Source organism: Arenimonas terrae (assembly GCF_006265115.1).
In the GTDB taxonomy this organism is placed as follows: Bacteria; Pseudomonadota; Gammaproteobacteria; order Xanthomonadales; family Xanthomonadaceae; genus Arenimonas; species Arenimonas terrae.
Map to the genome: position 1 here is coordinate 403,868 of NZ_SMDR01000003.1, position 23,227 is coordinate 427,094.

The following is a 23,227-nucleotide window of genomic DNA, read 5'->3' on the forward strand; positions in this document are numbered from 1 at the left end:
GTCCCGGGACAGGCCCGGTGCCCCCGGAAAACCGGTGCGGCAGGGTCCGGGAGCAGTTGTCGCAGATCGCGAAATCTTTTGCTAGGCTCGGATGACCACCGGTGTCAGGGAAATCGTTGTCTGCGATTGCCACCGGTGTCAACACACAAATTGGAACTGGCACCAAAGTCGGTCCACGATCCCTGGGAGGGGAACAACATGAAGTCGACCCATCGCGGCCCGCGTGGCCCGCTGCTTGCCGTACTCAGTTCGGCGATCGCCGTCGCCCTGTATGCCGTTCCTGCGCCCTCGCGCGCCCAGGCCGCGGAACCGGCACCGACCGCTGAAGAGGCCAAGGCCAAGGCCGACGCGGACGCGCTGGCCGCGGCCGAAGCGCAGGCCGAGACCACCACCCTCGACACCGTCAATGTCACCGGTTTCCGCGGCAGTCTCGAGCGCGCCCTGGACATCAAGCGGGACGAAGTGGGCGTGGTGGACGCCATCGTCGCCGAGGACATCGCCGATTTCCCCGACCTGAACCTGGCCGAGTCGCTGCAGCGCATCCCGGGCGTGTCGATCGCCCGCGACGCCGGCGAGGGCCGCAACATCTCGGTGCGCGGCCTCGACAGCCAGTTCACCCGCGTGCGCATCAACGGCATGGAGGCGCTGACCACCACCGGCGGCACCGACAGCTCCGGCGGCGCCAACCGCGGCCGCGGCTTCGACTTCAACGTGTTCGCCTCCGAACTTTTCAACAGCCTGAAGGTGCGCAAGACCGCCGCCGCCGAGGTCGAGGAAGGTTCGCTCGGCGCCACGGTCGACCTGCAGACCGCGCGCCCGTTCGACTACGGCGGCTTCACCTTCGTCACCGCCGCGCAGTACGGCTACAACGACCTCTCCGGCGACACCGACCCGCGTGCGTCCTTCCTGATCAGCAACACCTGGGCCGACGGCACCATCGGCGCCCTGCTGTCGCTGGCCTACACCGACCGCCGCCTGGTCGAGGAAGGCCACAGCACTGTGCGCTGGGACCGAGGCAACAGCAGCGGCGGCTTCAGCCCGGCCTCGCCGTACACGCCTGCCCTCGACGCCGCCACGTTCCATCCGCGCATCCCGCGCTACGGCGTGCTCGAGCACGAGCAGGAGCGCACCGGCATCACCGGCTCGCTGCAGTTCGCACCGACCGACCGCACCAGCTTCGGCGTGGACATGCTCTGGGCGGAGTTCGACGCCAAGCGCACCGAGAACTTCATCAACGGCCTGTCCTTCAGCCGCACCGGCGCCACCGGCAAGCCCGAGACCGTGGTGGTGGACGGCGAGGTGGATGCCAACGGCAACCTGGTCTACGGCGTGTTCAACAACGTGGACGTGCGGTCGGAATCGCGCTACGACGAGCTCAACACGCGCTTCTACCAGCTGGTGGGCAACATCCGGCACAAGTTCAGCGATCGCTTCAGCCTGACCGGCCAGCTCGGCCGCTCCAGCTCGGAGTTCGACAACCCGATCCAGACCACGATCACGATGGACCGGCTGAACGTGCAGGGCTACAGCTACGACTACCGCGGCAACAACCGCCTGCCGATCATCGACAACGGCTTCGACGTCACCGACCCGGGCCAGTGGAGCTTCGTCAACGGCGTCTCCGAGATCCGCCTGCGCCCGCAGCAGGCGATCAACACCTTCGACACCGGCCAGGTGGACTTCGACTGGGACTTCCACGACAGCATGTCGCTCAAGGGCGGCCTGAACGCCAAGGACTACACCTTCGAATCGCGCGAATGGCGCCGCGCCAACGAACTGGCCGTGCCTGCCCTGCCGCCCGGCACGACGCTGGCCGACCTGACCCGCCTGATCGGCCTCAACAACACCTCGGTCGGCGCCGGCAACGACAGCTACTGGCTGATCCCGGACATCGGCGCCTTCAACGACGTGTTCGACATCTACAGCAACAGCGGCAGCTTCACCGTGTCGCAGGACGTGGCCAGCGTGCGTGGCAACAACCGCGACGTCGGCGAGAAGGCCAACGGCGGCTACCTGCAGCTCGATTTCCGCGCCGAGCTCGGCGCCGTGCCGGTGACCGGCAACGTCGGCGTTCGCCACGTGCGCACCGAGCAGGTGTCCACCGGCTACGCCGTGACCAGCGGGACGCCGGTGCTGACCACGGTCGAGCGCGACTACTCCGACACGCTGCCCTCGCTCAACCTGGTGTTCGACCTCACCGACGACCTGCTGCTGCGCTTCGGCGCCGCCAAGGTGATGGCGCGCCCGGGCCTGGGCAACCTGACCCCCGGCGTGACGGTCAGCGTCAGCGGCGGCAACCGCGTGGTGACCGGCGGCAACCCGCTGCTCAACCCGTTCCGCGCCAAGACCGCCGACCTCGGCCTGGAGTGGTACTTCGCCGAAGAGTCGCTGCTGGGCATCGGCGTGTTCTACAAGGACATCGACACCTTCGTGCAGACCTCGCGCGAAACCCGTCCGTTCAACACTTCCGGCCTGCCCGACAGCCTGCTGATCGGCACCGGTGCGCTGCCCACCGACGAGTTCCAGTTCAACATCCCGGTCAACACCCCGGGCGGCGAGCTCACCGGCTTCGAGCTCAGCTACCAGCAGCCCTTCACCTTCCTGCCGGGCTTCTGGAGCAACTTCGGCATGCAGGCGAACTACACCTACGTCGATTCCAAGATCCAGTACGTGACGGCGGCCGGCGTGCCCTCGCTCAACACCGACCTCACCGGCCTGTCCAAGACCGCCTACAACTTCACGCTGTACTACGAGGGCCCGCGCTTCTCGGCGCGCGCGTCGGCGGCCTACCGCGACGAGTACCTGACCACGGTGCCCGGCCGCAACAACAACGACGTCGAAGGCACGGCGGAAACCACCACCATCGACGCCTCGGCGTCGTGGAAGATCAACGACCACCTCGAAGTCAGCATCGAAGGCCTGAACCTGACCGACGAATACAACGACCAGTGGATCGATTCGGTGGGCGACCGCCCGTCGGTCTACCACCACACCGGCCGCCAGTATTTCGTCGGCCTGCGCTACAAGTTCTGAGTCCGCTGGCCGCTCGGCACCGGGGCGAATGCCGCCCCGGTGCCGCGCGGCGCGCGACGGAGCCTACCGATGCTGCGCAGACAGTTTCTCGGCGCCGGTCTCGCCGCGGCCACGCTGGCCGCGTGCCGCACCGCGCCGCGGTCCGCATCCCGCGAGGAGTTCGACGCCACCGTATTGGCCGACGGCCGCGGCAGCCACCGCACGCTCGCCGCCGCCGTCGCCGATGCGCCGGCCGACGGCGTGCGCCCGTATCGCGTGCTCGTGGGCGCCGGCCGCTGGCGCGAGAAGCTGGTGATCGACCGCCCCAACATCCATCTGGTCGGCGCCGACCGCGCCGCCAGCGTGCTCTTCTTCGACGCCGCCGCCGGACAGGCGCGGCCCGACGGCCAGCCCTGGGGCACCTGGGGCTGCGCCAGCGTGATCGTGCGTGCGCGCGATTTTTCCGCGAGCCGCCTAAGCATCGCCAACACCTTCGACTACCTGGGCAATCTCGATTCGCCGGATTTCCAGCCGATGGGCCCGAACGGCCTGCAGGCGGTGGCGCTGATGCTCGACCAGGGCGCCGACCGCTGCACCCTTGCCGACGTGGACCTGCGCGGACACCAGGACACGCTGTTCGTCGATGCCGGCCGCAGCGTTTTCCGGCGCTGCCGGATCGCCGGCAGCGTGGACTTCGTTTTCGGAAGCGGGCGGGCGCTGTTCCAGGACTGCGAGCTGCAGTCGCGCGCGCGCCCCGCCAGCAAACCGCGGCAAGGCTATATCGCCGTGCCCAGCACGCCGGCGGCGCAGGACTGCGGCCTGGTGTTCGACCGCTGCCGGCTGACGCGCGAAGCCGGCGTGCCGGACGGCAGCGTCGCGCTCGGCCGGGCCTGGCGGCCCGGCAGGACGTTTTCCGACGGCCAGTACGGCGATCCCGGCGCGCTCGGCAGCGCCGTCTATCTTTCGTGCTGGATGGACGCGCACATCGATGCGGCGGCGGGCTGGGATCCGATGGCCTACACGGCGCGCGACGGCCAGCGCGTCATGCTGGAGCCGCAGGACGCGCGCCTGTTCGAGTTCGACAGCCGCGGCCCGGGCGCGGCGCGCTCGCACAACCGACGCTGGCTCGATGCGGCGCAGGCTGCGGCGTATGCGCCCGCGCGCGTGCTGGACGGCTGGGAGCCTGGTACATGAGGGCGATCCCGGATTGGCCGGCGAACCTCGGGCCCGATGCCGGAATCCGGACCGGCCGCCGGTCGCGCGATGGCGCGGCCCGCCCGGAGCGGACGATGCCGTGCCGCCCGCCCCGCGCCGTCAGCCCGCCTTCTTCAGCGCAGCGGCTCGCGCCGCGGCAGCGGCTTGAGCGGCTCCATCGTCGCCAGGTCCCAGTCCGCGGGCACGAAGGCCTGGCGGGTTTCCGGGTGTTTCGGATAACCGCCGACCTCGTCTTCGTGGTCGATGATGCCGCCGCGGCCTTCGATGACGTCGGCGACGATGCGCCGGTCGATGTCGTCGCGGTCCCAGGGACGCGCCCCGGCATTCGCGACCACGTGGTCCTGCACCTGCGCCGAGGGCAGCACGCGCACGCCGAAGGGCAGGGCCGGCGCGGCGATGTCGGTGACGCGGATCGGCGCGGTGGTGTAGCGGCCGCGCTGCGGCAGCGGTGCGCCCAGGCGGTCCACCGCCAGGTTGTCGTCGGCGAACACCTCGACGTCGCCGGAGCCGCCGGCCATGAAGAAGGCGGTCGGCTCGGTGTCGCGGCCGGCGCGCAGCACGTTGCCGCGCATCACCACCTGGCCGGCCTGGTAGGGCTCGCGGCCCAGCCACTCTTCGGCGATCAGGTTGTAGTGCACGGCGCGCTGGCCCGGGTTGTAGACCAGGTTGTTGATCACCTGCCCGCGCGCGCCGCCCTTGAACAGCGGATTGCGCTCGTAGTTGTGCGCGTACAGGTTGCCGACGATCAGCACGTCATTGACGTGGTCGTGGATCAGCGTGCCCTTGCTGTGCTCGCCCTTGGCGTGGGTGGAATCGGCCAGGCCCTCGGCCAGCAGGTTGTGGCTGAAGGTGATGCGGCGCGAGGCGTTGCGTTGCCAGTCCTCGCGGTTTTCGCCCTCGAAACGCGTGCTCGAGGCCGACAGGTTCTCGTCGGTGGCCCAGGTCAGGGAACAGTGGTCGACGATCACGTCGCGGGCGCCGCGCACGGTGGTGATGGCGTCGAAGTCGAGCCCGGCCCGCTTCGGCAGGCCGGTGCTGCCGGGCCGCAGGCGGATGTGCCGCACCACCACGTCGTGCGTGGCGATGATGAAACCGCCGCGGATGAAGGTGATGCCGGGCATCGGCGCGGTCTGGCCGGCGATGGTGAGGAAGGGTTCGGTGATGCGCACTTCCTTGCGCCCCAGGTCGATGACGCCGCCGACCTCGAACACCACGATGCGCGGGCCGGGCGTGTTCACCGCTTCGGCGAACGAACCCGGACCCTCGGCCGCGAGCGTGGTCACGCGCAGGATCTTGCCGCCGCGCCCGCCCGGGGTATGCGCGGCCCAGCCCTGGGCGCCGGGGAAGGCCAGGGGGGCGGTTTCGGCAGCCCTCGATTCGGCCAGCGGCACGCCGGCCAGCGCCAGGACGAAGAGCAGCCAGGCGGCGAGCGTGACGCGGTCGCTGGCGCGCCGGTCGAGGCCGGCGGGTCGGTGGTGCTTGGGCATGTCTCCCTCCCAGGAGGCCGGTCCGCATCGTCGGCCCGAGCTTGGTCCGCGTGCGGCCATGTTGTAAATGACACCGGTTTCCTCTATACCAATCCCCGCCCTGTCCTGGCTAGTGCCGGCGGGGCCAACGCGGCCTTGATGGCCAGGAGATCCCTGTGAGCGCAGCCAGTCCCCCGGGCACCGACCCCGCGCCGGCCGCCATCGCCGCCCGCTTCGTGCAGGCGCGGCAGGCCGGGCAGGCCCTGCCCGGCTTCCCGGGCGCGGTGCCGCAGGACCTGGCCGCCGGTTACGCCTGCCAGGATGCGGCCATCGCGCTCTGGCCCGACCGCATCGCCGGCTGGAAGGTCGGCTACATCGCGCCGGACCGACGCGACGGCTCCGGCGACGACCGCCTGGTCGGCCCGATCTTCTCCCGCGCGGTCTGGCCCCAGGCCGTGGGCGGGAATGTGGACGTGCCGGTCTTCGTCGGCGGCTTCGCGGCGGTCGAGGCCGAATACGTGTTCCGGCTCGGCGCCGATGCGCCCGGCGGCAAGACCCTGTGGACCGCCGAGGAAGCGCTGGCCCTGGTCGCCGCCCTGCACATCGGCATCGAGACCGCCGGCAGTCCGCTGGCCACCATCAACGTGCTGGGCCCGACCGTGGTGGTGTCGGACTTCGGCAACAACGCCGGCCTGGTGCTGGGCCCGGAGATCGCCGACTGGCGCCGCCGCGCCGAATCCAGCCTGGCCTGCGAGACCTTCATCGACGACCGCAGCGTGGGTCGGGGCGGCGCCGGCTCGGTGCCGGGCGGCCTCGGCGCCGCCCTGGCCTTCGCGCTGGGCCGCTGCGCGCGCCGCGGGTTGCCGCTGCGCGCCGGCATGCTGGTGACCACCGGCGCCGCCACCGGCATCCATGACATCCTCGCCGGGCAGCAGGCGCGCATCAGTTTCGGCGCGGCCGGTGAGCTGCGCTGCCGCGCCGTGCCGGCCCTTTCCGACAGCATCACGCCATGACCGATCGCCGCCGTTTCCTCGCCGGACTGGGCGCCGCCTGCGCCGGCCTCGCCCTCGCCCGCCCGGGCCTCGCCACCGACGGCGGCCGCCTGCTCACCGCCTCCGACGTACACGTGAAGGGCTACCCCACCGTCGCCGCGGTCGAGTGGCTGGGCGAAACCCTGGCGCGCGAGACCGACGGGCGCGTGCGCCTGCGCCAGTACCACTCGGGCCAGCTCGGCCGCGAATCCGAGGCGATCGACATGGCCCGTTTCGGCGCCATCGACCTCACCCGCGTCTACACCGGCGGCTTGAACAACCCGTTCCCGCTGACGCAGGCGCTGTGCCTGCCCTACGTCTTCGATTCGGTGGCGCACCTGCGCCGCGCCATCGACGGCGAGGTCGGGGCCGCGGTGCTGGCCGGCTTCGCGCAGCGCGACCTGGTCGGCCTGGCGGTCTACGACTGCGGGGCGCGCTGCTTCTACAACACGCAGCGCGCGCTGGACGTGCCGCGCGACCTGCACGGACTGAAGCTGCGCGTTCCGCCGTCGGACATCTTCATCCGCCTGCTGCGCGACCTGGGCGCGAATCCGACGCCGCTGGCCTACGGCGAAGTGTTCTCGGCGCTGGAGACGCGGCTGATCGATGGTGCCGAGAACAACATCCGCAGCTTCCACTCCAGCCGCCACTTCGAGGCCGCGGGCTTCTGGTCGCAGTCGGAGCATTCGTACGCCCCCGACGTGCTGCTGATGTCGCGGCGCAGCTTCGAATCGCTGCGTGCCGACGACCGCGAGCGGCTTCTCGATGCCGCCCGGCGCTCGGTGGCCGTGATGCGCCAGGCCTGGGACACCTCCGAACAGGCGGCGCGCGACGCCGCGCAGGCGCACGGCGTCGCCTTCAACACCGTCGACACCGCCGCCTTCCGAGCCGCCGCCGAACCGCTGCTGCGCGACTACCTCGCGTCGCCCGAGCTCGCTTCCCTGCACCGTCGCATCCGCGACCTGGCCTGAGACCGAACGATGTCCGAGTCACTCCCCGCCACCGCTCCTCCGGGTCCGCTCGACCACCTGGCCCGGGCCGCGACCGCCGTGGCCGCCCTGGCCCTGGTCGCGCTGGTGATGGTGCAGGGCTGGCAGGTGTTCGCGCGCTACGTGATCAACGATTCGCCGAGCTGGACCGAGCCGGTGACCCTGCTGCTGCTGAGCACCGCGATGAGCCTGTCCGCCGCCGCCGGCGTGCGCACCGGCCGCCATTTCGCCTTCTCGCTGCTGGCGGATGCCGCCGGGCCGCGCGCGAAGCGCGCGATGGCGGTGCTGGGCGAAACGGTGGTCGCGGGCATCGGCGCCTGCCTGGCGGTCGGCGCCGGCGTGCTCTGGGTCGATGGCCTGGGCGTGCGCATGGCCGGCGCGCCGCTGCCGCAGAGCAGCGCCTACCTGCCGCTGTGCGCGGGCGGCGCGCTGATGGTGGTGTTCGCGCTGTCGCGCCTGCATCGCGCATTGCGTCCGGGCGGGGAGCACTGAACCATGGCCGTCGCCATCCTGTTCGGCGTGTTCGCCCTGCTGCTGCTGATCGGCGTGCCGGTCGCCTTCGCGCTGGCCGCGTCGGCGCTGGCGGCGCTGTTCTGGCTCGACCTGCCGGCGATCGTGCTGGTGCAGCAGACCGCGGCCGGCACCGGCTCGGCCTCGCTGATCGCGATCCCGCTCTTCATCTTCGCCGGCGAGATCATGATGCGCGGCGGCATCTCCGAACGCCTGATCGGCCTCGCCGCGGCCCTGGTCGGCCGGCTGCGCGGCGGCCTGGGCCAGGTCAGCATCCTGTCCTCGCTGTTTTTCGGCGGCGTGTCGGGTTCGGCCATCGCCGACGTGTCGGCGGTGGGCGGCGCGATGATCCCGCAGATGATCAAGCGCGGGTACGACCGCGACTACGCCGTCAACGTCAGCATCACCGCCGCGCTGGTGGCGCTGCTGGTGCCGCCGTCGCACAACCTGATCCTGTTTTCGGCGGCGGCCGGCGGCGGGCTGTCGATCACCGACCTGTTCGCCGCGGGCATCGTGCCGGCGCTGCTGATGACGCTGGCGCTGATGGTCACCGGCTACGCGGTGGCGCGGCGGCGCGGCTACGGTACCGAAGCCTTCCCGGGCTGGCCGGCGCTGGCGCTGCGTTTCGTCGCCGCGCTGCCGGGCCTGGGCCTGGTGACCCTGATCTTCGTCGGCATCCGCGCCGGCGTGTTCACCGCGGTGGAAAGCGCGGCGGTGGCGGTGGTGTACGCGCTGGGGGTCACCACCCTGGTCTACCGCAAGCTGCGCTGGCGCGATTTTCTCGAGACCGTGATGGGCGCGGCGCGCACCACCGGCGCCATCCTGTTCGTGATCGCGGCGGCGGCGGTGTTCGGCTGGCTGCTGGCCTACCTGCAGGTGCCGGCGGCGGCGGTGGACGCGCTGCAGTCGGTGGCCGACCGGCCGACCACCGTGCTGCTGGTGATCATCCTGCTGCTGCTCCTGCTGGGCACCTTCATGGACCTGGCGCCGATGATCCTGATCTGCACGCCGATCTTCCTGCCGGTGGCCAGGGCCTACGGCATCGACCCGATCCATTTCGGCGTGGTGCTGATCCTCACCGGCGGCATCGGCCTGGTGACGCCGCCGGTGGGTTCGGTGCTGTTCGTGGGCACGGCGATCGGCGGCATCAGCATCGGCCAGAGCCTGCGCACGATCTGGCCGTTCTGGCTGGCGGCGCTGGTGGTGCTGCTGCTGGTGGCCTTCGTGCCGGGCCTGAGCCTGGGCCTGCCGGGCCTGTTGAAGTGAACCGGCACACGCCCGGACGGACGGTTAGAATCCAATGACCATGAGCAACGACGCCAAGACCCGCGCCCACGAGGCCGCCGCACCCGCGACCGGCAGCGGCACGCACGGCAAGAGCACCATCAACGACGTCGCGCGCCTGGCCGGCGTGTCGAAGAAGACCGTGTCGCGCGTGATCAACGACTCGCCGCTGGTGCGGCCCGACACCCGCCAGAAGATCCTGAGCCTGATGCAGGAGATGGGCTACGCGCCCGACCCGCAGGCGCGCGGCCTGGCGTTCCGGCGCTCCTTCCTGATCGGCCTGGTGTTCGACAACCCGACCGCGCAGTACATCGTCAACCTGCAGTATGGCGCGCTCGACGCGCTGCGCGATTCCGGCTTCGAGCTGGTGGTGCATCCCTGCGACTCAAAGAGCGAGGGTTACATCGAGGGCATCAAGCGTTTCGCCCAGCAGCAGAAGCTCTACGGCGTGATCCTGATCCCGCGCGTATCCGAGGACCAGGCCCTGGCCGACGCGCTCAAGGAGATCGGCTGCCGCTATGTGCGCATCGCCTCGGTGCCGATGGACGAGCCGGCCAACATGGTGCTCACCCACGACCGCCAGGCCGGCGCCGAAGCGGCGAACTATCTGGAATCGCTGGGCCACCGCCGCGTCGCCCTGATCACCGGCCCCAAGCGCTACCGCAGCTCGATCGAGCGTGGCGGCGGCTTCACCGAAGCGCTGGCCAAACGCGGCATCGAGCTGCCGCCCGAGCGCGTCTACGAGGGCGGCTACACCTTCGAGTCCGGCGTCGCCGGCGCCGAGGCGCTGCTGACCCGCCACCCGCGCCCGACCGCCATCTTCGCCTGCAACGACGAAATGGCCGCGGGCGTGTACAAGGCCGCGCTGCGCATGGGCCTGTCCATTCCCGGCGACCTGTCGGTGGTGGGCTACGACGACAGCCCGCTGGCGTCGCAGCTGTGGCCGGCCCTGACCACGCTGCGCCTGCCGGTGCGCGACCTGGGCCGCCAGGCCGCCGCGATGCTGCTGGCCGAGAACTGGCCGCGTGCGGCCCAGGCCCAGGCCGGCATTTCGGTGTCGCCGCACCTGGTGGTGCGCGACTCCTGCCAGCCACCCCAGGCCTGACCCCCGACGACCGCCTCCCCCGCCCGTTCCGCTTTCGAATGACACCGGTAGAAGAGCGCCGGTGCCGCCCCTGGAGAGACACATGTTCGCCAAGACCTACCACGCCACCCACCCCGACATGATGGCCGGCGCCAGCAACGACCAGCTGCGCGACCGCTACCTGATCAGCGGCCTGTTCGTCCCGGGCCAGGTGGTCCTGAACTATTCGCACAACGAGCGCTTCGTGATCGGCGGCGCCGCGCCGACGACGGCCCCGGTGGCGCTGCCGGTGCAGACCGAGCCGGCCTCGGCCAAGGGCAAACCCTTCCTCGAGCGCCGCGAGCTGGGCGTGGTGAACGTGGGCGCCGGCACCGGCACCGTCACCGTGGACGGCGAGGCCTTCACCCTGGCGCCCAAGGACGGCCTGTACGTCCCGATGGGCAGCGCCGAGGTGGTGTTCGCCTCGGCCGATGCCGGCAATCCCGCCAAGTTCTACCTGGCCTCGACGCCGGCGCACACGCGGCACGCGCTCAAACACCTGTCGATCGCCCAGGCGGTGCCGCTGGAGCGCGGCGCGCTCGAGACTTCGAACCAGCGCACGATCTACCAGTACATCGTGCCGGCCACCTGCACCAGCTGCCAGCTGCTGCTGGGCCTGACCGTGCTCAAGCCGGGCAGCGTCTGGAACACCATGCCGCCGCACCTGCACGACCGCCGCAGCGAGGTCTATTTCTACTTCGACCTGGACGACCAGAAGGTGATGCACTTCATGGGCGAGCCCGCCGCGACGCGGCACTTGGTTGTCGGCAACGACGAAGCCGTGGTCTCGCCGCCGTGGTCCATCCACATGGGCTCGGGCACGAAGAACTACTGCTTCCTCTGGGCGATGGGCGGCGAGAACCTCGACTACACCGACATGCACCAGCTCGACATCTGCCAGCTCAAGTGAGGGAACCATGTCCACCGAACTGTTCAACCTGAAGGGCAAGGTCGCGCTGGTCACCGGCGCGAACACCGGGCTGGGCCAGGGCATCGCGCTGGCGCTGGCCGAAGCCGGCGCCGACATCGCCGCGGCGGGCATCGTCGCGGCCACGGAGACCGAGGCGAAGGTGAAGGCGCTGGGCCGGCGCTTCGTCAACATCGAAGCCAACCTGATCAGCATCGAGCCGGTCGCGCGCATCGTCGCGGAAACGCTGGCCGGGCTCGGCGGCCTCGACATCCTGGTCAACAACGCCGGCCTGATCCGCCGCGCGGATGCCGTCGACTTCAGCGAGAAGGACTGGGACGACGTGATGAACGTCAACATCAAGTCCGCCTTCTTCATGTCGCAGGCGGCGGGCCGGCATTTCATCGCCCAGGGCCGCGGCAAGATCATCAACATCGCCTCGATGCTGTCCTTCCAGGGCGGCATCCGCGTGCCGTCCTACACCGCCAGCAAGTCGGGCATCGCCGGCATCACGCGGCTGCTGGCGAACGAGTGGGCGGCCAAGGGCGTGAACATCAATGCCATCGCGCCTGGCTACATGGCCACCGACAACACCGCGCAGCTGCGCGCGGACGCCGACCGCAACAAGTCCATCCTGGACCGCATCCCGGCCAACCGCTGGGGCGAAGCCGCGGACCTGGCGGGCACGGCGGTGTTCCTGGCCTCGCGCGCGTCGGACTACGTCAACGGCGCGGTGATTCCCGTCGACGGCGGCTGGCTGGCCCGCTGATCGCCGATCCGGCATCAGTCCGGGGTCAGAGTGCACTTATCTTCGCCGGAAGATAGATGCTCTCTGGCCCCGGATTTTTTCAAGGGTCGCCGGGGCGTTTTGGGAAGACGACCAGGATCACCAGGTCCTCGTCGCCCAGCTGGCGCAAGCCGTGGCTGTCGCCGTCGCGGGTGAGGATGGCGTCGCCCGGGCCGACTTCGCTCACCTCGCCCTCGAGCGTCAGCTCGCCGCGGCCGCTGAGCACGTAGTAGATCTCGTCCTTGTCGTTGGTGTGCAGGCCGATGGTGGCGCCCTTGTGAAGGGCGCGCTTGCGGAACACCACGCGGAAATCCTCGGCGTCGTCGAAGAACGGATAGGCGGTGCTGGTGCCCTCGCCGTCGTGCGGCCCGGGCTGGCGCACCGCGAGCCCGGCTTCGTTCTGGACGTGGGAGTCGCGGCGCTTCCCGCCCCCGTCAGCCGCGTCGCCGGCCGCCGCGAAAGATGCCAGCAACAGCGCGCACCACGTAATGTTTGCCCGACCCATCCCGAATTCTCCCTGCGGACTGTTGGCAGCTTGCGCCGGGCACGCACCGGGCGGCAAGCTGCCGTTCCCGGCCGCGGCGACTGTCCGCGCCTTGTCCCGCCGCTTCTTCCAGGATGTCCATGGACACGCAGCAGATCCTGTTCCTGATCATCCTCGCCGGCGCCCTGGTGCTGTTCATCAGCGAAAAGCTGCGGGTGGACGTCACCGCGATGCTGACCCTGATGGCGCTCACGCTCACCGGCATCCTCGACGGCAAGGAGGCGCTGTCGGGCTTCAGCAGCGAGCCGGCGATCATCGTCGCGGCGGTGTTCGTGCTGTCGGCGGGGCTGGCCGCCACCGGCGTCACCGACCGCATCGGCGCGCTGATCGGGCGGGCGGCCGGCGGCAGCGAATGGCGGGCGATCGCCATCACCATTCCGGCCGTCGCCGCGCTCGCCGCGGTCTCGCACCACCTGATGGTGACGGCCATGATGCTGCCGATCATGCTGCGGCTGGCGCGCGACAAGTCCATCCCGGCATCGCGGCTGCTGATGCCGATGTCGCTGGCGGCTTCGCTGGGCACGACGCTGACGCTGTTCAGCGCGCCGGCCTTCCTGCTCGCCGCCGACCTGCTCGAGCGCAATGGCGGCGAAGGCCTGCACGTCTTCTCGATCACGCCGATCGGCGCCGCGCTGGTGCTGCTGGGCCTGGTCTACATGCTGCTGGGCCGCTGGGTGCTGCCGCGCCGCACCGGCAACGCCGGCGAAACCGACTACCTGCGCCTGGACCACTACTACACCGAGCTGCTGATCGAAGACGGCTCGCCCTGGGTCGGCAAGCCCTATGCCGAGTTCCAGAAGGCCTTCGTCGACCGCCTGGCGGTGGTGGACTGGCTGCGCCAGGGCATGCGCCGCCGCCGCCGCGCCGGCGACGAACCGCTGCTGGCCGGCGACGTGCTGCTGGTGCGCACCTCGCCCGACGAGATCGCCTCGATCAAGAACGAGCCCGGCGTCGCCCTGCATTCGGTCGCCAAGTACGGCGAGTCCGGCGGCGACGAGGGCAAGTCCGAACTTCTGGGCGAAGAGCAGATCGTGCAGGCGGTGGTCGCGCCGGACTCGGAGTTCCTGGGCCGCACCGTCGGCGAGATCGACTTCGTGCGCACGCTGGGCGTGGTGGTGGTCGGGCTGTGGCGCCGCGACGGCTGGCTGCGCGACGAGGTGTCGCAGGTCGTACTTCGCGAGGGCGACCTGCTGGTGCTCTGGGGCCGGCAGCAGACGCTGTCGGAGCTGTCGGCGCACCGCGGCTTCCTGATGCTGATGCCGTTCACCGCCGCCGGCCGGCAGCGCACGCGGGCGCCGCTGGCCCTGGGCATCATGGCGATGTCGATCGTCGCCGCCGCCACCGAGATCCTGCCGGCGCAGATCGCCTTCCTGGCCGGCGCGGTGGCGATGGTGCTCACCCGCTGCGTGGACATCGAAGACGCCTACCGCAACGTCGAGGTGCGCATCTTCGTGATGATCGCCGGCGTCATTCCCCTCGGCGTGGCGATGCAGAAGACCGGCACCGCCCAGCTGTTCGCCGACCAGCTGCTGCGTTTCGCCGCCGACTGGCCGGCGCTGACGGTGCTGCTGGTGATGTTCTGGGCGGCCGCGCTGCTCACGCAGATCCTGTCCGACGCCGCCACCACGGTGCTGCTGGCGCCGGTGGCGTTTTCGGTGGCAACCGCGCTGGGCCTTCCGCCGGAACCGTTCGTGGTGTGCACGGCGCTGGGCGCGGTCGCGTCCTTCCTGACGCCGATCGGCCACCACGGCAACCTGCTGATCCTCAACCCGGGCCGCTATACCTTCGGCGACTTCCTGCGCATCGGCGTGCCGCTGACGGTGCTGATCAGCGCGGTGAGCGCCTGGATGGCGCGCTGGCTCTGGCTGGACGGGCCCCTGCTGCCGTTCGGCGGCTGAAAAAACAACCCGCGGTTGCGTTTCGCGCAATCGCGGGTCGGGCCCGGGTCCGCGCCCCGGCGAACAGCGCCGCCGAAGCGGTACCACCGGTACAGGCTCGCGCGGGGGGAGAGAGAAGACCGCGAACCCGGAGCTATCAGCCGGTGGGAGCATGCGCCGCGGGCGGGGGCCCGTCTGTTCGACAGCGCACACAGGCCGGATCAGGGAAACTGTTCGGCGTACTCCCGGCGGACTTCGGCGTAGCAGGCGCAGCTCGCCGCTTCCAGGCCGGTGCGGTCCAGGACGCGGATCTCGCCACGCCGATAGTGGATCAGGCCACGGTCCTGCAGTCCGCCGGCGGCGATGGTGACGGCGCTGCGGCGCACGCCCAGCATGTCGGCCAGGAACTGGTGGGTCAGGTGAATGCTTTCCCCGCCGGCGCGGTCGTCGCTCATCAGCAGCCAGCGCGCCAGCCGCTGTTCGACCGCGTGGAAGCGCGTGCACGCGGCCGTCTGCGCCAGCTGGCGCTGGGTGACGTAGAGGTAGCGGCGCAGGCTCGCCTGCAGGGCTGGACTTTCACGCAGCAGCCGCTGGAAGGGCCGGACCGCGAAGCTCAGCGCCTGGCCGATTCCCTGGACCACCGCCTGCAGCGGCGCCTGGTCCACGCCCAGGGCAAGCGACGCGCCCAGTGCGCCCTCGCTGCCAATCAGGCCCATTTCCATGGGCGGGTGCCCGGGCACCGACACCACCAGGGAAATGAACCCGCTGAGCGGGAAGTAGACGCGCCGGTGCGGTTCGCCGGCCATGCAAAGCGTGTCGCCGAAGGCGAGCGGCAAGCGTTTTGCAAAGGGCATCAGGTTGTCGCGTTCGCGTCGCGGCAGGTCGGCGATCAGGCGGTTTTTCAGCGGGCTGGGCAACAAGTCTGTTTCCCTTGCAGCAGCGTCGGGGCCGGGGTGGCGGGACGCGATGCTGCCCGCGTCCTTGCGGGGACTGTGGGCGATGCCGCGGTGGGCTGTCGGTTCGCTGCGCCACGTTGCAGTGGCGGCGACGTGCGGAATCACAGCGGCTGACGCGTGGCGATATAGGGCAGAAGCCGGTCGGTCTCGCGCTTCACCACGGCATAACACTCGCAGCTGAGGCGCTCTAGCCCCTTGCGGTCGAGCACCGTGATATGACCGCGACTGTATTCGATGATGCCCAGGCGCTGCAGCTTGCCGGCGGCGTCGGTGACGCCCTCGCGGCGCACGCCCAGCATGTTGGCGATCAGCTCCTGGGTCATCGTGAGCTTGTTGCTGGGCAGCCGGTCGAGCGACAGCAGCAGCCAGCGGCACAGCTGCTGGTCGATGGAGTGGTGGCGGTTGCAGACCGCCGTCTGCGCCATCTGGGTGATCAGGGCCTGTGTGTAGCGCAGGATCAGATGCAGCAGTTCGCCATGGCGGTTGAACTCGTCCTTCAGGCGCTGTCCCAGCAGGCGGTAGGCGTAACCGCCGCTCTGCACCAGGGCGCGGCTGGACGTGCTTTCGCCGCCCATGAACACCGCGACGCCGATCAGGCCTTCGTTGCCCACCACCGAGATCTCGGCCGAGGCGCCGCTTTCCATCACGTAGAGCAGCGACACGATCGAGTCCACGGGGAAGAACACGTGGCGCAGGCTGTCGCCGGACTCGTACAGCACCTCGCCCAGCGGCAGCGCGATCAACTCGAGGTGCGGGTACAGGCGATCCTGCACTTCCAGCGGCAGGGCGGCCAGCAGGTGGTTGTGCTGGGGGATGAAACGGGACGACGGATCGGTCACGGCGGGCTCCAGGATGCTGCGGGATTCGCCCGTATCCGCAGCATACGCCTGGGCGCGCCGGACGTATGTTCGACAGCGCACACAGGCCGCCCGGACGCACTGTGTGCGGCGGCGAACGGAAAGCCGCGGGCCGCACGCCCATGCTGGGTTCCGGCTCTGCTCCGCCAGCCGGCGGCGCAACGCCGCCGGAGACATCACCATGAGCGTCGGCACCATCCTTCTAGTCATCCTGATCCTGCTGCTGGTGGGCGCCCTGCCCAGCTGGCCGCACAGCCGGAACTGGGGCTACGGCCCGACCGGCGGCCTCGGCCTGGTCGTGGTGATCGTCGTCATCCTGCTGTTGTTGGGAAAGCTCTAGGCCCGATCAGAACAGCTCGGCCTGCGGCGAACGCGGGCGCGGCGGCATGAAGCGCGAGCAGTCCAGCGGCTTGGACCGCCATTCCGAGTAGCCCAGCCTGCGCCAGGCCAGCTTGAAGCGCGACTCCACGAGCTGCGCCCAGGCGCCGGTGCCGCGCTGGCGCTGGCCGAACGTGGCGTCGTAGTCGCGGCCGCCGCGGCTCTGCCGCACCAGGCTCATCACGTGCCCGGCGCGTTCGGGCACGTGCGCGTCGAGCCAGTCGCGGAAATGCTGCTTGAGTTCGTGCGGCAGGCGCAGCAGCACGAAGCCGGCGCGGGTGGCGCCGGCCTCGCGCGCGGCCTCGAGCACGGCCTCCAGCTCGTGGTCGTTCACCGCCGGGATCACCGGCGCGAACATCACGCCGGTGGGGATGCCGGCTTCGGCCAGCCGGCGGATCGCCGCGATGCGCCGGTGCGGGGCGCTGGCGCGCGGTTCGAGTTTCGCCGCCAGGTGGTTGTCGAGCGTGGTCACCGACAACGCCGCGCTGACCAGCCCCTCGCGCGCCAGCGGCGCCAGCAGGTCGAGGTCGCGTTCGATCAGGGCGTTCTTGGTGAGCAGGGTGAAGGGGTGCCGGGTCTCGGCCAGCAGCTCGATGATGTCGCGGGTGATGCGGTAGCGGCGCTCGACCGGCTGGTAGGGGTCGGTATTGGTGCCCATCGCGATCGGTGCGCAGCGGTAGGACGGTTTGGCCAGTTCGGCGCGCAGCACCTCGGCGGCATTGGTCTTGGCGAACAGTTTCGTTTCGAAGTCCAGGCCCGGCGAGAGTTCGAGGTAGCTGTGCGAGGGCCGGGCGAAACAGTAGGAGCAGCCATGCTCGCAGCCGCGGTAGGCGTTCACCGAACGGTCGAAGGGCAGGTCGGGCGAGTCGTTGCGGCTGAGCACGCTGCGGGCGCGCTCTTCGGTGACGGTGGTGCGCGGGTTCGGGGCCGGTTCGCCGTCCTGGAACCAGCCGTCGTCTTCGGCCTGGTGCACGGTCCTGGCGTAGCGGCCTGCCGTGTTGGCGACCGCGCCGCGGCCCTTGGTCGCCTTGGACGGTGGATTGTCTGACATCATGACGGCAGCCTACGCCGGTCCGGTCTCCCGGGCTGAGACGCGCAAGGAGAGTGGATGGACTTTCACGACGTCTGGCCCCAGATCAAGCCCGTGCTGGCCGCGGTATGGATCGCCTACCTGGTGGTGCTGGCGGGCTGGATCGTGCTGCAGAAGCGCGAGCCGATCGCGACCCTGAGCTGGATCATGTCGCTGGCCCTGCTGCCGGTGCTGGGCCTGATCATCTACCACTTCCTCGGCCCACAGCGGATCAAACGCCAGGCGCTGCGCCGCTCGCGCTCGCGCGCCGGGCTGAACGCGGCGCTGCCCGCCGGGCTCGCGCCCAGCGCCGACTGCGCCACCGTCGCTCGCCTGGGCCAGTCCAGCACCGGCTACGCGGCCTCCACCGCCACCCGCGTGGACCTGCTGGTGGACGGCGCCGCGACCTATGGCGCCCTGCTCGAAGCGATCGCCGGCGCGCGCCACCACCTGCACGTCGAGTACTACATCTTCGAGCCCGACCGCACCGGCACCCTGCTGCGCGACGCCCTCGTCGAACGCGCGAACGCCGGCGTGCGCGTGCGGCTGCTGCTCGACGCGATCGGCTCGTCGCGGCTGTCGCGCGCCTTCCTCGCGCCGCTGCTCGCCGCGGGCATCGAACTGGCCTGGTTCCACCCGGCGCGGCTGCGCTGGTTGTGGCGGCCGCGGGTGAACCTGCGCAACCACCGCAAGCTGGTGGTGGTGGACGGCGTGGTCGCCTTCACCGGCGGCATCAACGTCACCGACGAGGAAAACGAAGCCCTGGACCCGGCCGCCTTCCACGACCTGCACCTGCGGCTGGAAGGCGAGGTGGTGCGCTGGCTGCAGCTGGCCTTCCTCGAGGACTGGCACTACGCCACCCGCGTCGCCCTGCGCGACGAGCAGCTCTGGCCGGCCCTGCCGGCCGGCCGCATCCTCGCCCAGGTGCTGCCGGCAGGCCCGGATTCGCCCTGGGAGGCGATCCACCGCGTGCAGGTCGAGGCCATCCACCAGGCCAACCGCCGCGTCTGGCTGGTCACGCCCTATTTCGTACCGGGCGAGGCGGCGCGGATGGCGCTGTCGTCGGCGGCGCTGCGCGGGCTGGACGTACGGGTGATCGTGCCCGAACGCAGCGACTCGCGCATCGTCAGCGCCGCGGCGCGTTCCTACTACGACGAACTGATCGCCGCCGGCGTGAAGGTGTTCGAGTACGGCCCGCGCATGCTGCACAGCAAGGCCCTGCTCGTGGACGAGGACACCTGCCTGGTGGGCAGCGCCAATTTCGACCACCGCAGCTTCCGGCTGAACTTCGAGCTGTGCCTGCTGCTTCACGACGCCGACCTGGCCGGCCGCCTGGAAACCCAGCTCCAGGCCGACCTGGCGCAGTGCCGGGAGATCCGCGCCGACCGGCCCAAGGCGCCTTTCCTTTCGCGCCTGGGCGAGGCCTGCGCCCGCCTGTTTTCGCCCCTGCTGTGAACCGGCGGGGGGCTAGCCGCGACCGGGCCGGCTTGGGCTAAACTCCCGGCAAAATCCCCCCGAGGTGTCCCATGCATTGGCTCTACCTTCTGGCGTCGCTGGTCTGCCTGGGCCTGGCCATGGTCCGCAGCATGCCCTCGATCGGGGTGCTGTTTTTCCTGGCCTGTTCGCTGGGCCTGATGGTCGCGTGGATCCTGGGCTGGATGTCGTCGCGCATCTCCAGCAATACGCGCGACATCGGCCACATCATGAGCCCCGAGGAATTGCGGCAGCTGCGCGAGCGCGCGGAAGCCAACCGCCGCGCACGCGCGCAGGGCGACAGCGCGCCCTGAGCGGCGTGGTAGCCTGAGTCCGGTCGCGGCGCTCCCGCGCCGGGCCGGACAAAAAAATCAATCCGGGGAGGAACCCATGCACCTGCTCATTTTCCTGCTCATCGGCGCACTGGCCGGCTGGTTGGCCGGCGTGGTGATGAAGGGCCGCGGTTTCGGCGTGGTCATCAACATGGTCGTCGGCGTGATCGGCGCGTTTTTCGGCGGCTGGCTGCTGCCGCGCCTGGGCATCGGCTTCGGCGGCGGCGACGTCGGCCTGTTCATCACGGCCTTCATCGGCGCGGTGATCCTGCTGGCGATCATCGGGCTGATCAAGAAAGCCTGAGCGCACGGCAAGCCCGATCCGAACGGCGGCTTCGGCCGCCGTTTCCTTTTCCGGCGTCAGCGCGGCGTGCCGCGGCGGCAGGCGTCGGAGCAGTAGACCACCCGGTCCCAGTCGCGCTCCCACTTTTTCCGCCATTGGAACGGGCGCTGGCAGACCGGGCAGGTCTTCTCGGGCCGGGGCTGGCGCGGGTCGCGGCGCTCAGCCGCCATCGGCCTGCACGCGGTTGCGCCCGGCGCGCTTGGCGGCATAGAGCGCGGCATCGGCACGGCGCAGCAGGCTGTCGGGCTCGGCCTGCACGTCGGGCATGAAGCCGGCGACGCCGATGCTGACGGTCATGCCGGCGTCGCTGGCGGCGATCGCGGCGCGGATGCTTTCGGCGCGGCGAACCGCTTCCTCCTGGTGCACGCCGGGCAGCAGCAGGGCGAACTCCTCGCCGCCGTAGCGTGCCAGCAGTTCGCGCTGCGGATCGTGCTGCTGGTGCAGGCGCTGGGCGATGCCCTTGAGCTGGATGTCGCCCTCGAGGTGGCCGTGGGCGTCGTTGTAGGCCTTGAAGTGGTCCACGTCGATCATCAGCACCGACAGCGGCCGGCGCTGGTCGAGGCAGCGGAACCATTCGCGGCGCAGGCCGTTCTCGAGCGCGCGGCGGTTGGAGACACCGGTCAGCGCGTCTTCGGTCACCAGCTCGGCGAGCTTGCGGTTCACGTCCTCCAGCTCGCGCGTGCGCTCGGCGATGCGCGCTTCCAGGCGGCGGTTGGCGGCGAGGTACCGTTCGGTACGCTGGCGCACCGCCCACAGCGTGATCGCCACCGCCAGGCCGGCCAGCGCCAGCAGACCCAGCGCCATCAGCCACCACTGTTCATACCAGCGCGGCAACACCTGGAAACGGTAGCTGATCGACGCCGCCTGGCGGCCGTTGCGCGTGCGGGCCTGCACTTCCAGCACGTAGTCGCCAGCGGCGAGGGCGCGGATGAACAGGTCGCGGTCGGTCCAGCCGCTCCATTCCGGCGTCACCCCGTGCAGCAGGTAGCGGAACTCGGCGCCGCTTTCCATGCTGACCATGCCGAAACGCAGGTTGAGGCTGTGGCCCGGCGGCACCCGCACCGGCGCGTTGGCGCTGCGGGTCGGCAGGCGCAGCACGCCGCCCTCGACGCTGCGCGCGACCACGCTTTCCATGCTCAGGCGCAGCGGCTGCGGCGGAACGGCGTGTTCGTCCGGGTCGTACTGCAGCAGCCCGTTCCAGGTGGCGATGCGCAGCACGCCGTCGCGACTGACGCGAAGGTAGGAGTAGCCGGCGGCCGCCTGCGCGCCCGGATAAAGGGGCTGCCACTCCGCGTCGGGCGTGGCGCGTCGCCACAGCTGGCGGGTGGTGTAGGCGAAGTCGCCGAGCGGCGTCGCGTGAACGACCAGTTCGTGCGGGCGGTCGACGAGCGTGAAGGGCGGGCCTTTGTCCGGGACGAAACGCGCGCCCTCGAGGCGATAGCCGGCTTCGCCGCTGATCGCGTGGATGCGGCCATCGAGCTGGAAGACGCTGGTGCCGCCCTGCGCGTCCACGGCCAGGCCGCGGTCGTCGGCGAAGGTTTCGCGCGTCGCCACCTTGCCGGTGGTGAGATCGACGGTCCAGTGCTGCAGCGGGCCGCGGGTGTCGCCCAGCCAGAGTTCGCCGGGCGCTGTTTCCTCGAGGCCGCTGATGCTGATGCCGTCGAGCGGAATCTGCTTGTCCATGTGCCAGCGGCCATCGCGCTCTTCGACCAGGAGCAGCTCGGTCGCGGTGACTGCGTAGACGAGGCCGGGCACGTGGGTCGACGCCTGCATCGAGTACACGCCGTGGTTGGCGTGTTCGTACAGCACTCGCGGCGCGTTCGCGCCCGGGTCGAGCACCTGCAGGCCTTCGCGCAGGCCCACGAGCAGGCCGGCTTCGCTGGAATGCAGGGCGTAGCCTTCGTATTCGGTCCAGGGCAGGGCGCTGTGGCGGGTGTCGCCGTCGGCGCCGATGGTCAGGCGCGAGATGCCTCGGCTGCTGGCCAGCCAGAGTGCGCCTTCGTGCCATTCGAAATCGTTGGGGTTTCCGGCCAGGCCCTGCACTTCGCCGAGGAAGGACCAGGGCGAAGGCAGCGACAGCCGCACCAGGTCGCCTTCCGTCGCCGCCCACAGGCCGCCTTCGCGATCCAGGCCGAGGGCCTGGATGCCGAAGGCGCCCAGGTCGATGCGTTCGCGCAGGTCGAACTCCGCGCCGAAGCGGTACAGCTCGCCGTCGTGGGTGCCGACGACGACGCTGCCGTCGCCCAGCGCCTGCGTGACGTAGCTGCGCTTGGCGGCCAGCAGCCGGCTGGCCGGGCCGGGGAGCGGCCGGATGCCGTCGGCGTCGGCGCGGTAGAGTCCGTCGCGCCCGACGAGCAGGCGCCAGTCGCCGCGGTCCACCAGGCCCGGCAGCGACTGCTCGGCGAACACGCCGCCGCCCGGCACCAGTTCGAGACGGCCATCGATGAATCGGCACAGGCCACGGCCGTGCACGCGCGTGTACAGCTGCCCGCCGGCGGGATAGAAACTCCGCACCTGCTCGGCCAGCGGCCAGCGCTTCGCCGGCGTGTTGTCGTAAGGCAGGAAGTGCAGCGCCGATTCGGCGCGGAAGTAGACGCCGTCCGCCATCGGAACCACTTCCCAGACGATGCCGACGTGGCGTTGGCCGTTGCGCAGGCCGGCGCGCGTCAGCAGCTCTTCGTAGGCGAGGCTGCCGTCGTCTTTGCGCACCAGTTTGCCGAACGTGTCGTAGCCGCCGACATAGACCTGGCCGTCGGCGCCGGTGGCGAGGGAACGCGCGGGCGATCGGCCGGGCAGAGGCGTGAGCAGCCAATCGACGCCGTCGTAGCGCAGCACGCCCTCGACGTTGCCGATGTACATCTCGCCGTTGACGCCGGTGGCGATGGCGAGGTGGCTCGGCGGTGTCTTGGTTTCGTCGTTGGAGAAATGCCGGAGAAGCGGTGCGCCCGGCACTGCCTTGGCGAGGGCGACCGTGGGTGCGAAACACGCGGCGGCCAGCAGGCCGACCATGAACAGGCGGTTCAGGAACATCGCGGGATTATCCCTTAAAGGCCCGGCCCGGAACCGGGCCTGGC

General features: G+C 70.5%; 21 protein-coding genes. 14 read left to right on the forward strand and 7 right to left on the reverse strand.

The genetic code is table 11. The features are described from left to right. The first annotated feature begins 198 nt into the window (after positions 1 to 198). The gene (locus tag E1B00_RS13545; RefSeq protein ID WP_139449647.1) at positions 199 to 3,033 is read left to right on the forward strand and encodes a TonB-dependent receptor; all 2,835 of its coding nucleotides are present in this window, start codon (positions 199 to 201) and stop codon (positions 3,031 to 3,033) included. Between the two features lie 69 nt (positions 3,034 to 3,102). Continuing rightward, positions 3,103 to 4,206, forward strand: coding sequence for a pectinesterase family protein (locus E1B00_RS13550; RefSeq protein ID WP_139449649.1), 1,104 nt, complete (start codon positions 3,103 to 3,105; stop codon positions 4,204 to 4,206). Between the two features lie 134 nt (positions 4,207 to 4,340). Here E1B00_RS13550 and E1B00_RS13555 read toward each other — a convergent pair whose 3' ends face one another. Further along, complete coding sequence (locus tag E1B00_RS13555; RefSeq protein ID WP_139449651.1) at positions 4,341 to 5,714, reverse strand: pectate lyase family protein; 1,374 nt, start codon at positions 5,712 to 5,714, stop codon at positions 4,341 to 4,343. Positions 5,715 to 5,869: 155 nt separating this feature from the next. Here E1B00_RS13555 and E1B00_RS13560 point away from each other — a divergent pair, with 155 nt between their 5' ends. The 7 genes from E1B00_RS13560 (at position 5,870) to kduD (ending at position 12,306) form a co-directional block, all read left to right on the forward strand. Further along, complete coding sequence (locus E1B00_RS13560) at positions 5,870 to 6,706, forward strand: 2-keto-4-pentenoate hydratase (RefSeq protein WP_425456513.1); 837 nt, start codon at positions 5,870 to 5,872, stop codon at positions 6,704 to 6,706. Further along, on the forward strand, positions 6,703 to 7,695 hold the full coding sequence (locus E1B00_RS13565; protein ID WP_139449655.1) for a TRAP transporter substrate-binding protein: 993 nt from the start codon (positions 6,703 to 6,705) through the stop codon (positions 7,693 to 7,695). Before E1B00_RS13560 ends, E1B00_RS13565 begins: the two co-directional genes overlap by 4 nt. A 9-nt stretch (positions 7,696 to 7,704) precedes the next feature. Beyond that, positions 7,705 to 8,205, forward strand: coding sequence for a TRAP transporter small permease (locus tag E1B00_RS13570; RefSeq protein WP_139449665.1), 501 nt, complete (start codon positions 7,705 to 7,707; stop codon positions 8,203 to 8,205). Positions 8,206 to 8,208: 3 nt separating this feature from the next. Beyond that, on the forward strand, positions 8,209 to 9,489 hold the full coding sequence (locus E1B00_RS13575) for a TRAP transporter large permease (protein ID WP_139449667.1): 1,281 nt from the start codon (positions 8,209 to 8,211) through the stop codon (positions 9,487 to 9,489). Positions 9,490 to 9,529: 40 nt separating this feature from the next. Then, on the forward strand, positions 9,530 to 10,612 hold the full coding sequence (locus tag E1B00_RS13580; protein WP_139449669.1) for a LacI family DNA-binding transcriptional regulator: 1,083 nt from the start codon (positions 9,530 to 9,532) through the stop codon (positions 10,610 to 10,612). An 82-nt stretch (positions 10,613 to 10,694) separates the two neighbouring features. Next, the gene (kduI, locus tag E1B00_RS13585; RefSeq protein ID WP_139449671.1) at positions 10,695 to 11,540 is read left to right on the forward strand and encodes a 5-dehydro-4-deoxy-D-glucuronate isomerase; all 846 of its coding nucleotides are present in this window, start codon (positions 10,695 to 10,697) and stop codon (positions 11,538 to 11,540) included. Positions 11,541 to 11,547: 7 nt separating this feature from the next. Continuing rightward, complete coding sequence (kduD, locus tag E1B00_RS13590) at positions 11,548 to 12,306, forward strand: 2-dehydro-3-deoxy-D-gluconate 5-dehydrogenase KduD (RefSeq protein WP_139449673.1); 759 nt, start codon at positions 11,548 to 11,550, stop codon at positions 12,304 to 12,306. A gap of 79 nt (positions 12,307 to 12,385) precedes the next feature. Here kduD and E1B00_RS13595 read toward each other — a convergent pair whose 3' ends face one another. Next, positions 12,386 to 12,796: a cupin domain-containing protein gene (locus E1B00_RS13595; RefSeq protein ID WP_246048714.1), complete on the reverse strand. Its 411-nt coding sequence runs from the start codon at positions 12,794 to 12,796 to the stop codon at positions 12,386 to 12,388. Positions 12,797 to 12,948: 152 nt separating this feature from the next. Here E1B00_RS13595 and E1B00_RS13600 point away from each other — a divergent pair, with 152 nt between their 5' ends. Further along, entirely contained in the window at positions 12,949 to 14,766 is a 1,818-nt protein-coding gene (locus E1B00_RS13600) for an SLC13 family permease (RefSeq protein ID WP_139449677.1), read from the forward strand. Between the two features lie 200 nt (positions 14,767 to 14,966). On the opposite strand, the gene E1B00_RS13605 is transcribed toward E1B00_RS13600, so the two are convergent. Further along, a complete protein-coding gene (locus tag E1B00_RS13605; RefSeq protein ID WP_246048716.1) occupies positions 14,967 to 15,665 on the reverse strand; it encodes a Crp/Fnr family transcriptional regulator in 699 nt (232 codons plus the stop codon). 137 nt (positions 15,666 to 15,802) lie between these two features. Beyond that, positions 15,803 to 16,540 carry a Crp/Fnr family transcriptional regulator gene (locus tag E1B00_RS13610; protein WP_176693266.1) on the reverse strand — a complete coding sequence of 246 codons (738 nt, stop codon included), beginning with the start codon at positions 16,538 to 16,540 and terminating at the stop codon, positions 15,803 to 15,805. A gap of 199 nt (positions 16,541 to 16,739) precedes the next feature. Between E1B00_RS13610 and E1B00_RS13615 the strand changes: the two genes are divergently transcribed. Next, positions 16,740 to 16,898: a DUF3309 family protein gene (locus E1B00_RS13615; protein ID WP_139449679.1), complete on the forward strand. Its 159-nt coding sequence runs from the start codon at positions 16,740 to 16,742 to the stop codon at positions 16,896 to 16,898. Between the two features lie 6 nt (positions 16,899 to 16,904). On the opposite strand, the gene E1B00_RS13620 is transcribed toward E1B00_RS13615, so the two are convergent. Next, the gene (locus E1B00_RS13620) at positions 16,905 to 17,990 is read right to left on the reverse strand and encodes a PA0069 family radical SAM protein (RefSeq protein ID WP_425456514.1); all 1,086 of its coding nucleotides are present in this window, start codon (positions 17,988 to 17,990) and stop codon (positions 16,905 to 16,907) included. Positions 17,991 to 18,044: 54 nt separating this feature from the next. Here E1B00_RS13620 and cls point away from each other — a divergent pair, with 54 nt between their 5' ends. From cls to E1B00_RS13635, 3 genes are all read left to right on the forward strand, one after another. Further along, complete coding sequence (cls, locus tag E1B00_RS13625) at positions 18,045 to 19,460, forward strand: cardiolipin synthase (protein WP_139449681.1); 1,416 nt, start codon at positions 18,045 to 18,047, stop codon at positions 19,458 to 19,460. Between the two features lie 71 nt (positions 19,461 to 19,531). Continuing rightward, positions 19,532 to 19,792 carry a hypothetical protein gene (locus E1B00_RS13630; RefSeq protein WP_139449683.1) on the forward strand — a complete coding sequence of 87 codons (261 nt, stop codon included), beginning with the start codon at positions 19,532 to 19,534 and terminating at the stop codon, positions 19,790 to 19,792. A 76-nt stretch (positions 19,793 to 19,868) separates the two neighbouring features. Further along, a complete protein-coding gene (locus E1B00_RS13635; RefSeq protein ID WP_139449685.1) occupies positions 19,869 to 20,114 on the forward strand; it encodes a GlsB/YeaQ/YmgE family stress response membrane protein in 246 nt (81 codons plus the stop codon). 56 nt (positions 20,115 to 20,170) lie between these two features. Here the strand turns inward: E1B00_RS13635 and E1B00_RS13640 are convergent, their stop codons facing one another. Beyond that, positions 20,171 to 20,323, reverse strand: coding sequence for a DUF2256 domain-containing protein (locus tag E1B00_RS13640; RefSeq protein ID WP_139449687.1), 153 nt, complete (start codon positions 20,321 to 20,323; stop codon positions 20,171 to 20,173). Continuing rightward, positions 20,313 to 23,183, reverse strand: coding sequence for a ligand-binding sensor domain-containing diguanylate cyclase (locus E1B00_RS13645; RefSeq protein ID WP_139449689.1), 2,871 nt, complete (start codon positions 23,181 to 23,183; stop codon positions 20,313 to 20,315). Before E1B00_RS13645 ends, E1B00_RS13640 begins: the two co-directional genes overlap by 11 nt. Positions 23,184 to 23,227: the final 44 nt, after the last annotated feature.

Bases quoted from the DNA above. Each gene is read 5' to 3' on its own strand.
- E1B00_RS13545 (WP_139449647.1), top strand. From the start codon at position 199: ATGAAGTCGACCCATCGCGGCCCGCGTGGCCCGCTGCTTGCCGTACTC.
- E1B00_RS13550 (WP_139449649.1), top strand. From the start codon at position 3,103: ATGCTGCGCAGACAGTTTCTCGGCGCCGGTCTCGCCGCGGCCACGCTG.
- E1B00_RS13555 (WP_139449651.1), bottom strand. From the start codon at position 5,714: ATGCCCAAGCACCACCGACCCGCCGGCCTCGACCGGCGCGCCAGCGAC.
- E1B00_RS13565 (WP_139449655.1), top strand. From the start codon at position 6,703: ATGACCGATCGCCGCCGTTTCCTCGCCGGACTGGGCGCCGCCTGCGCC.
- E1B00_RS13570 (WP_139449665.1), top strand. From the start codon at position 7,705: ATGTCCGAGTCACTCCCCGCCACCGCTCCTCCGGGTCCGCTCGACCAC.
- E1B00_RS13575 (WP_139449667.1), top strand. From the start codon at position 8,209: ATGGCCGTCGCCATCCTGTTCGGCGTGTTCGCCCTGCTGCTGCTGATC.
- E1B00_RS13580 (WP_139449669.1), top strand. From the start codon at position 9,530: ATGAGCAACGACGCCAAGACCCGCGCCCACGAGGCCGCCGCACCCGCG.
- kduI (WP_139449671.1), top strand. From the start codon at position 10,695: ATGTTCGCCAAGACCTACCACGCCACCCACCCCGACATGATGGCCGGC.
- kduD (WP_139449673.1), top strand. From the start codon at position 11,548: ATGTCCACCGAACTGTTCAACCTGAAGGGCAAGGTCGCGCTGGTCACC.
- E1B00_RS13600 (WP_139449677.1), top strand. From the start codon at position 12,949: ATGGACACGCAGCAGATCCTGTTCCTGATCATCCTCGCCGGCGCCCTG.
- E1B00_RS13615 (WP_139449679.1), top strand. From the start codon at position 16,740: ATGAGCGTCGGCACCATCCTTCTAGTCATCCTGATCCTGCTGCTGGTG.
- E1B00_RS13620 (WP_425456514.1), bottom strand. From the start codon at position 17,990: ATGATGTCAGACAATCCACCGTCCAAGGCGACCAAGGGCCGCGGCGCG.
- cls (WP_139449681.1), top strand. From the start codon at position 18,045: ATGGACTTTCACGACGTCTGGCCCCAGATCAAGCCCGTGCTGGCCGCG.
- E1B00_RS13630 (WP_139449683.1), top strand. From the start codon at position 19,532: ATGCATTGGCTCTACCTTCTGGCGTCGCTGGTCTGCCTGGGCCTGGCC.
- E1B00_RS13635 (WP_139449685.1), top strand. From the start codon at position 19,869: ATGCACCTGCTCATTTTCCTGCTCATCGGCGCACTGGCCGGCTGGTTG.
- E1B00_RS13640 (WP_139449687.1), bottom strand. From the start codon at position 20,323: ATGGCGGCTGAGCGCCGCGACCCGCGCCAGCCCCGGCCCGAGAAGACC.
- E1B00_RS13645 (WP_139449689.1), bottom strand. From the start codon at position 23,183: ATGTTCCTGAACCGCCTGTTCATGGTCGGCCTGCTGGCCGCCGCGTGT.